The sequence below is a fragment of the Antarctobacter heliothermus genome (genome assembly GCF_900188425.1).
Taxonomy (GTDB): domain Bacteria; phylum Pseudomonadota; class Alphaproteobacteria; order Rhodobacterales; family Rhodobacteraceae; genus Antarctobacter; species Antarctobacter heliothermus.
Window position 1 is genome coordinate 1 of sequence record NZ_FZON01000114.1, and the last position, 5735, is coordinate 5735.

Sequence of the window (5735 nt, forward strand, 5' to 3'; positions counted from 1 at the left end):
GCAATGCGCGGTCACATTTTGCAGCCGGCGCCAAGCTGTCGGGCGATCTGACAGTACCGGGACTTTTTGAACTGCTCGGGCATGCGGACGGGAAGATCACGGCAGACACAATTCTGATCGAACAAAGCGGATCTGCGGTCGGCGACCTTCGTGCGGACACCATTGTGATCAAAGGGCGCTTCGAAGGGCGGATCATCGGCAGGGCCGTTACACTCCATGCAAGTGCCCAGCTTTCTGGCGAGATCTCCTATGTGACGCTCAAAATCGACAGCGGCGCTGACGTGAACTGCACCTGCTCACGGCAGGGTCCGAGCGAAACCTGAGGTGGCCGATCAGTCAGGTGAGCGGGTCAGGCGTGGAGTAATGCAGGACCACCGAGATCACGGCGGCCTTCAGGGTGGCCGCGCCTTCGACGGGCAGATCGACCGGGCGCGGCGCCTGTGCCTCCACCCAGTCGCAGAGGCCGCCGAGTGTGCGGTCGGCGGCAATCGCCGCACCGATGCTGGCGGTCAGCGTGTCGAAATTGGCGTCTCGGTCGTTCGTTCCTTGCAATGGTCCCCCGGACCCTTGCATCTGCTGCGCAGACCGGGCCTCACCCTGCACGACCGCCTCAATCTCGGCGCGGTGTTGGTAATGGTAGCGCAGCGGCGACAGCGTCACCTCCGGCTCTCCCGGTTCGCCGTCGCGCAGGATCAGCAGGCCTGCCGTCGGTACGCGTTCAGGCAGGACGTCGCCCCGCAGAGCGGTGGCGGGCAGCGTTTGCAAAAGGAAGTGCAGCGCGGTGAGGATGGTTTCGCGGGTGGTGGGCATGTTCGCTCAGTCTGTTTTTCTTCAGCACGGCAGCAACTTCGAGACAGATGCAGAACGCGAAAGCTCGAACGCAGCGTTCGACGCGAAGGGCGGAAGCTGCCCTTCGCTGCGCCTCGGTCGAACTGGCAAAGTGCGGACTAAGCACCATTTCGCCGCATATGCCCCAAAGTCCGCTTTGCCACAGCACCGCAGCGATCAGTGTTGCTACCCGGTTTTGCCATCCACTCCATGCAACCGAGGCCAGTGCGGGTGATAATCATCGATCACGATAGGGTGGCTGTGGGTCTGACCATCTTGCACATGCGGATGATCTTTTGGCAGATCGTCATGCGAATGTGTCACAGCTTCGCTGCTTTCTTGTGGCCAAAGAACGGTCCCGCTCATCATGCCGATACCTGCCAGTACCGCGAGCAACGCAAATGCGAACGTCGACCCGGAAACTGTAATCAGCCAACCCGCAAGTGGGTAGGTCACCAGCCAGCACGCGTGGGAAAGCGCAAATTGTGCCGCAAAGACTGCAGGTCGATCTTCCGGGTGTGCGGACCGTTTGAGCAAACGTCCCGAGGGGGTAAGTACGGCGGAATAGCCGACCCCGATGATGAACCAACCTGCTAACAGCGGTATCCATCGCGTATCGTAAACCAGTGACATCAGAGACAGGGCTAAAAGTGCCCCGACCAGCACCACTGCGCCGCCGATCATCACCGGACGGTCGGGCCGCCCGTCCAAAACGCGCGGCAACAGCAACGCAGCCAGCATCGACCCGCCCCCGAATGCGCCAAGGGCTATTGCCACCGACGTGTCCCCAAGGCCCAAATCCGCGCGCACCAGCACAACCGTATTGACCAGCACCATCGCCCCTGCCGCCGCCGCTGCAAGGTTGAGCGCCAGAAGGCCCCGAAGGCGTGGGGTGGCGAGGTAAATCCGCATTCCTCTTGTAGTGCGTTCATAGATGCCCCGATGCGCTGTTTGCTGCGGGCTTGGCAACAGGACCGAGACCACGAGCAGGGCAGAGGCTCCAAACCCGATTACTGTGCCAAGGAACAGGGTGTGATAGCTGACGAAGGCTAACAGGAGCGCCGCCAGCATCGGGCTGACGATATTCTCAAGGTCATAGGCCAGACGGGACAGGGAAAGGGCGCGGGTATAGCGGTCTTCCTCGGGCAGAATATCCGGGATCGTCGCCTGAAACGTCGGTGTGAACGCTGCAGAGGCCGATTGCAGCACAAAGATCAGGATATAGACCTGCCAGACCTCGCTGACGAACGGCAGGCAAAGCGCGACCGCGGCGCGGATCAGGTCGAGGCTGACTAACATGGTTCGGCGCGGCCAACGATTAGCAAAGGCCCCCGCGATGGGCGCGATGCCCACATAGGCGATCATCTTGATCGTGAAGATCGTGCCCAGCACCAGCCCGGCGCGTTCACCTGATAGATCATAGGCCAAAAGCCCCAGCGCGATGGTCGCCAGCCCCGTTCCAAGCAGAGCCACGATCTGCGCCAAGAACAGGTGCCGGTAGGTGCGATCAGCCAGAACGGAGAGCATGGGCCTTCCTCATAAATACTTGGTAATCGCCTTGAACTCCGCGGTTGCAGGCGCGCCGTCGCTGCCCGCACCGGCCAAAGCCGCATCAAGGCAATGGTCAATATGATCCTGAATCAGGGTGCGTTTGGCCTGCGTGATGGCCTTTTCCACAGCATGGAGTTGCTGCGCGATGTCGCTGCAGGGGCGCTCCGCCTCGATCATCTCGATCACACTCAATAAATGCCCGTTGGCACGTTTCAGCCGCTTGACGATATCGGGGTGGGTTGCATGGGGCGTGTGTTTTATCATAGAAAGACGGTATCCCCCCTAGGGGGATAGAGCAAGCGGGCCGAGACCTGCAGAAACGGGCACATGAAACTAAAGGCGACATCAGTCCTGCGCTTTGCATTGACCATCGCTTTGGCGGTTGGGATCATGCTGTCGTCCAACGCGCAGAGCGAGTTGCAGAAATTTACCGAGGTCGCAGAACTCCTGGCCGAGCATCAGGCCGAGATCGAAGACCATGGCCATTCCCATGATGATATCGTGGATATTCTGCACATATTCCAAGGCCATGCACACGAGATGGCGGATCATGACCATAACACCGCCTTCCTGCCGCCCCGACGCAGTGCGGGGATCATAGCATCTTCCAGTGCCAACTGGTCTCTGACAGAAATCGCCGCGTCCGACCGCAGTGCCTACGATCTAGATCGACCGCCACGAGTGTGATGTCGCGCCCATCCGGCGTTGTCTTCCATCAAACTCAATAAACGGAAAATCAAAATGATACCCAACCGATCTTATCGGTCAGGGCACCCGTCGCATGCATTGCGGCAGTCCCTGATCGTCTTCACAACCACCCTCCTGGTGCTGATCGCATTCGCCACCTCGGCCTATGCGCATGCCGTCACCCCCGGTGACGCGGGCTATATCCAGGAGATTTTCGGGGTGCACATCATCTCGTTCATCTATCTCGGCGCAAAGCACATGATTACAGGATATGACCACATCCTGTTCCTGCTCGGCGTCGTCTTCTTCCTCTACCACATGAAAGACGTGGCGATTTACGTTAGCATCTTTGCTGTCGGCCATTCCGTCACCATGATCGCGGGCGTGTGGTTCGGCTGGGGCATCAATGCCTACATTATCGACGCCATCATCGGCCTATCGGTCGTCTACAAGGCGCTCGACAACCTTGGCCTCTATCAGAAATGGCTCGGGTTTCAGCCCAATACCAAGGCCGCAACCCTGATCTTCGGCCTGTTCCACGGCACTGGCCTCGCGTCAAAAATCCTCGACTATCAACTGTCCGAAGACGGGCTGCTCGCAAACCTTCTGGCCTTCAACGTGGGCGTCGAGGTGGGTCAGCTTCTGGCGCTTTTCGTGATCCTGATCGTCATGGGTTACTGGCGTCGCAGCCTCAACTTCATGCGTCAGGCTTCTGTCGCGAACATCATCATGGTCGGCCTTGGCCTTCTGCTCACCTACCAGCAGATCGCAGGCTACATCGCCAGCACATAGAGATTGGAGAGAACAATGAACAACGCACCAAAACCAAACATCGAAGACCTACCAACCCCCGCCCAACTGCGCCGGTCCACCATCATTGCGGGCGTGATGGCCGCCGCCATAGGCGTCATGGTCTACCTGCCCGCCGAATACGGCACCGACCCCACAGGCGTCGGGAGTATCCTTGGCCTGACGGAAATGGGCGAGATCAAGCAGCAGCTTGCCGCAGAAGCTGCGGCCGATGAGTTGCTGCACGGCGGCGATGAAAGCTCGTCGCTGATGAATGACATCTTCGGCCTGTTCGTCGGGGCAGCCCACGCACAAGAAGCATGGCAGGATGAAGTGACATTCACACTCGCGCCCGGCGAGTCGACCGAGATCAAGGCTACCATGGAAGAAGGTGCCACCATGACCTATTCTTGGGCAGCAATGGGTGGCCGGATCAACTTCGACCTTCACGCCCATGCAGGTGGCGAAGACGTGACCTATGAGCGAGGTCGCGGCGAAACATCTGGTGAGGGTAGCTTCGAGACTCCGTTCGCAGGTGACCACGGCTGGTTCTGGCGAAACCGCGACGATGCCGACATCACCGTGACCCTGCAATTGCGCGGAGACTACAGCGAGATCGTTCGTAGCGAATGATGCACTGATTTGGCCACCTGTGCAAAGGCGTATGGGTGGCTAAGTTACCTCCTAGCGGAACGTAAACACGCCTTTCGTCCGGGGCGCAGCATTAGGCAAAATGGGCTCACTGCCACCGTTAGCTGCACCGTCAATGAAGGTCCGCTGCAAGCCGTTCGCCTCATTTCTGGCAATATCTTCGAACTCCCGTTAGCCGCGATATTGATCACAGTCTCGCCTCCACCCAGTTCGCCACGACCAGCCCCGGCACCGCATCCACCGCCCGCTCCGCATCCCGCGCCAGATCCAGCCTTTTCGGCAGTTTCACCTGCGGCACCAGCAGGAAGATCGGCGCGGTGACCTTGCCGCGCCCGGTCTTCGAGCGTGACACCACTGCTTGACCCTTGGTGTTCAGCCGTCCCTCCGCCACCAGCAGGCTCGGTCCGGTCCGGCGATAGACAAACCGCAGGCGCAGACCACGCCGCCGCTCCCATTCGCCGGGGGTGATCCTTCCACCGCGCAGACCGCGCCCAGCAGCGGGCGTCGGGATCGCCAGCCAGAACCCATTTTTTGAGCGGATCAGCGGCCCCGTGTCATGCGCCCCGACGATGACCGGGGCCTTGGACCAGATGAGCGCGGCGGCATCCAGGCTTTCGCCCGACCTCGGGAAGTTCTGGCTGCGGATTGAGCTGGCCAGCCGCCGCCCCAGTCCCGCGCCGGTGATCTGCCCGCGCCAGGCGGTCTTCAGATCACTCCCAGCCTCACGCATGGCGGCAGTCACCGCGCGTTCCCCCGCCGCGACCTCGGCTGCCATCATGGCCACGATGTCCGGATCGATGTCGAGCTTGAGCCTCATGTGGGCCTGAGGTCCACGGTCCAGACCAGCCGCTCGCGGTCACGCACCGGCTCGCCCTGAATGAGAAAGGCGTCGCCGTCGATCTCGATGCGGTCGCCCGGACGTGGGGCGGGAACTTCACCCACGCGCAGGTCGATCCGCGTGGTTTCTGACCAGAGCCGTGCATCGCCGAAGCCGGTGATCTCATCCGCGCGGCGGGTGACCACGCGGATGAGGGTCGGGCTACCGCCCGTGGCTGTGTAAATGGCGTCTTGTGCCATGTTCGGGTCACCGAAGAGCGTTTCGATGACCAAGGCGAAGATCGACATGGCCTGATCGCTCAGTTCGAGCTGTGCAGGCGGATCGCGAGGCGCGGGCGCTTGTTGACCGGCAGGATCGAGGCCTCGGTCATCAGGTCGATCCAGCGGCCTTT

At 60.8% G+C, this 5735-nt stretch carries 9 protein-coding genes; 4 read left to right on the forward strand and 5 right to left on the reverse strand.

All coding sequences use genetic code 11. The annotated features are described in order from the left end of the window. A partial coding sequence (locus CHB90_RS25385) for a bactofilin family protein (protein WP_089280483.1) occupies positions 1-323 on the forward strand: 323 nt, incomplete at its 5' end. A gap of 13 nt (positions 324-336) precedes the next feature. On the opposite strand, the gene CHB90_RS25390 is transcribed toward CHB90_RS25385, so the two are convergent. The 3 genes from CHB90_RS25390 to CHB90_RS25400 form a co-directional block, all read right to left on the reverse strand. After that, positions 337-810 carry an acyl-CoA transferase gene (locus tag CHB90_RS25390; RefSeq protein ID WP_089280484.1) on the reverse strand — a complete coding sequence of 158 codons (474 nt, stop codon included), beginning with the start codon at positions 808-810 and terminating at the stop codon, positions 337-339. Between the two features lie 204 nt (positions 811-1014). Further along, entirely contained in the window at positions 1015-2355 is a 1341-nt protein-coding gene (locus CHB90_RS25395; protein ID WP_089280485.1) for an MFS transporter, read from the reverse strand. A gap of 9 nt (positions 2356-2364) precedes the next feature. Then, the gene (locus CHB90_RS25400; protein WP_089280486.1) at positions 2365-2643 is read right to left on the reverse strand and encodes a metal-sensing transcriptional repressor; all 279 of its coding nucleotides are present in this window, start codon (positions 2641-2643) and stop codon (positions 2365-2367) included. A 63-nt stretch (positions 2644-2706) separates the two neighbouring features. Here CHB90_RS25400 and CHB90_RS25405 point away from each other — a divergent pair, with 63 nt between their 5' ends. Genes CHB90_RS25405 through CHB90_RS25415 form a run of 3 tightly spaced genes read left to right on the forward strand, consistent with a single transcriptional unit; the run spans position 2707 to position 4488 of the window. Continuing rightward, positions 2707-3066, forward strand: a complete 360-nt coding sequence (locus CHB90_RS25405) for a hypothetical protein (RefSeq protein WP_089280487.1) — start codon at positions 2707-2709, stop codon at positions 3064-3066. A 54-nt stretch (positions 3067-3120) separates the two neighbouring features. Next, positions 3121-3858: a HupE/UreJ family protein gene (locus CHB90_RS25410; RefSeq protein ID WP_089280488.1), complete on the forward strand. Its 738-nt coding sequence runs from the start codon at positions 3121-3123 to the stop codon at positions 3856-3858. Between the two features lie 15 nt (positions 3859-3873). Continuing rightward, complete coding sequence (locus CHB90_RS25415) at positions 3874-4488, forward strand: transmembrane anchor protein (RefSeq protein WP_089280489.1); 615 nt, start codon at positions 3874-3876, stop codon at positions 4486-4488. A 205-nt stretch (positions 4489-4693) separates the two neighbouring features. On the opposite strand, the gene CHB90_RS25420 is transcribed toward CHB90_RS25415, so the two are convergent. Continuing rightward, positions 4694-5323 carry a DUF6441 family protein gene (locus CHB90_RS25420; protein ID WP_089280490.1) on the reverse strand — a complete coding sequence of 210 codons (630 nt, stop codon included), beginning with the start codon at positions 5321-5323 and terminating at the stop codon, positions 4694-4696. After that, a complete protein-coding gene (locus CHB90_RS25425; RefSeq protein WP_089280491.1) occupies positions 5320-5631 on the reverse strand; it encodes a head-tail joining protein in 312 nt (103 codons plus the stop codon). The genes CHB90_RS25420 and CHB90_RS25425 overlap by 4 nt, the downstream gene beginning before the upstream one ends. Positions 5632-5735 lie beyond the last annotated feature (104 nt).